Source organism: Bacillus cereus group sp. BfR-BA-01408, assembly GCF_022663305.1.
In the GTDB taxonomy this organism is placed as follows: Bacteria; Bacillota; Bacilli; order Bacillales; family Bacillaceae_G; genus Bacillus_A; species Bacillus_A pacificus.
Map to the genome: position 1 here is coordinate 1 of NZ_JAKUFF010000165.1, position 1377 is coordinate 1377.

Sequence of the window (1377 nt, forward strand, 5' to 3'; positions counted from 1 at the left end):
GGTTGGCAAGGTGGACACGGTGGTTGGCAAAGCGGGCATGGATATTAAAACGAGGCTATAAAATCATTTTTTTATGCAAAGTTTGTATATTTTCATTTTTATTAGGTTATATGTTTTTTAGCACTCTTTTAAAAAGAGTGCTTTTTTTATTTTCCTTTGATTTAATTAACGAAAAAAAATATCTTGTATTCCTTTTATAACTTTTTTTAATAGAAATTTTCTATAAAACAATGGGCTTGCCTTCCAAACAAATCGTTATTTGTAACACTGCTATCAAAGGAAAGTGCTCGTGACATCTCGTTAATATTGAAAAACAGTAATAACCTATTGCGTTAAATTTTTTGAAAATTTAGGTTTAATATCTTTAAAATAGGTGTATTACATATTACATAACAACTAAATAAAAAATCTAAAGGAGGAAAAATACCATGCATAAGAATGAAAGAAAACCGGTTGTTCATGAATATGAAAATGAACAGGAAGTAGTTATGAAAGTAAAAGAGCTAGAATTGCAAGGGATTCACCAAGATGACATTTACGTCTTAACACATGAAAAACATCTAACAAAAAAGATTGCGGATGATACAAACACAAATAAGATCGGAGTAAAAGAACAAGGATTGGGCACAAGTATTATCAACTTTTTCTCCAAAAAAGGGGACGAACTCCGAAATCAAATGGAGGAAATGGGGTTGTCGAAGGAGGAAGCTAATTTATATGAAGAAAAATTAGATCAAGGGAGAATTTTACTTCTAGTAACAGCTGAAACACCAACGGCGAGTGATAGGCAGCCACAAAACTATCATTCTCTCTAATAGATTGCAACATCTGATAAATAGGTCAGGTAATTATTTTAGGTCGTAGCATGGAAGAAAATAAAAGTAGAGAAGGGTGAGAAAAATGAAACATACAATATTTAAATATGCTGTGATTGGGATTACGACCGGAATCATGGTCTCCTTATTAAAAAAAGAAAATCGGAAAGCTATACAAACGAAAGGAAAAAACGTAAAAGAAAAACTACAAGAAGGGAACATAAAGGAAACATTAGAGAAGGTAACTGAGACAAGTAAACAATTCTCTGTAACGGCAGCTAATGTTGCAAAACAAACATTACCACAACTGCTTACAGCCACACCAGTTGTCATTTCTACCATTAAAGATTTAACAGAAAACGAAAATAACAAAAAGAAAAAAGATGAAAAGGATTACGAAATAAATGAAAATAGTAAGGACTTAGACGGGGAGAAAACGAAAAATGAAAAGAAATATATGAAAGAAGGGAAAGAAGAGAGTGCTTAGATTTAATTCTAAAAAGAGAAAGTGAGGAAAAAAGTATGAAATCTCTGTATGCAATTGATGTAGGAATTGGCTTTA

The 1377-nt window shown here is 31.6% G+C and carries 3 protein-coding genes and 1 pseudogene; 3 read left to right on the forward strand and 1 reads right to left on the reverse strand.

Annotated elements, in window-relative coordinates; all coding sequences use genetic code 11:
- Nucleotides 1-200 (forward strand): hypothetical protein (locus tag MR083_RS26535; protein WP_242270088.1); only part of this gene is annotated, 200 nt, incomplete at its 5' end.
- On the opposite strand, the pseudogene MR083_RS28225 reads toward MR083_RS26535, so the two are convergent.
- Nucleotides 166-317 (reverse strand): annotated as a pseudogene (locus MR083_RS28225) (acyl dehydratase). The gene MR083_RS26535 and the pseudogene MR083_RS28225 overlap by 35 nt on opposite strands.
- Nucleotides 318-428: 111 nt before the next feature.
- On the opposite strand from MR083_RS28225, the gene MR083_RS26545 reads away from it, so the two are divergent.
- Both MR083_RS26545 and MR083_RS26550 read left to right on the forward strand, forming a co-directional pair.
- Nucleotides 429-815 carry a YflT domain-containing protein gene (locus MR083_RS26545; RefSeq protein WP_242270089.1) on the forward strand — a complete coding sequence of 129 codons (387 nt, stop codon included), beginning with the start codon at nucleotides 429-431 and terminating at the stop codon, nucleotides 813-815.
- 85 nt (nucleotides 816-900) lie between these two features.
- Entirely contained in the window at nucleotides 901-1302 is a 402-nt protein-coding gene (locus MR083_RS26550) for a hypothetical protein (RefSeq protein WP_000683206.1), read from the forward strand.
- Nucleotides 1303-1377 lie beyond the last annotated feature (75 nt).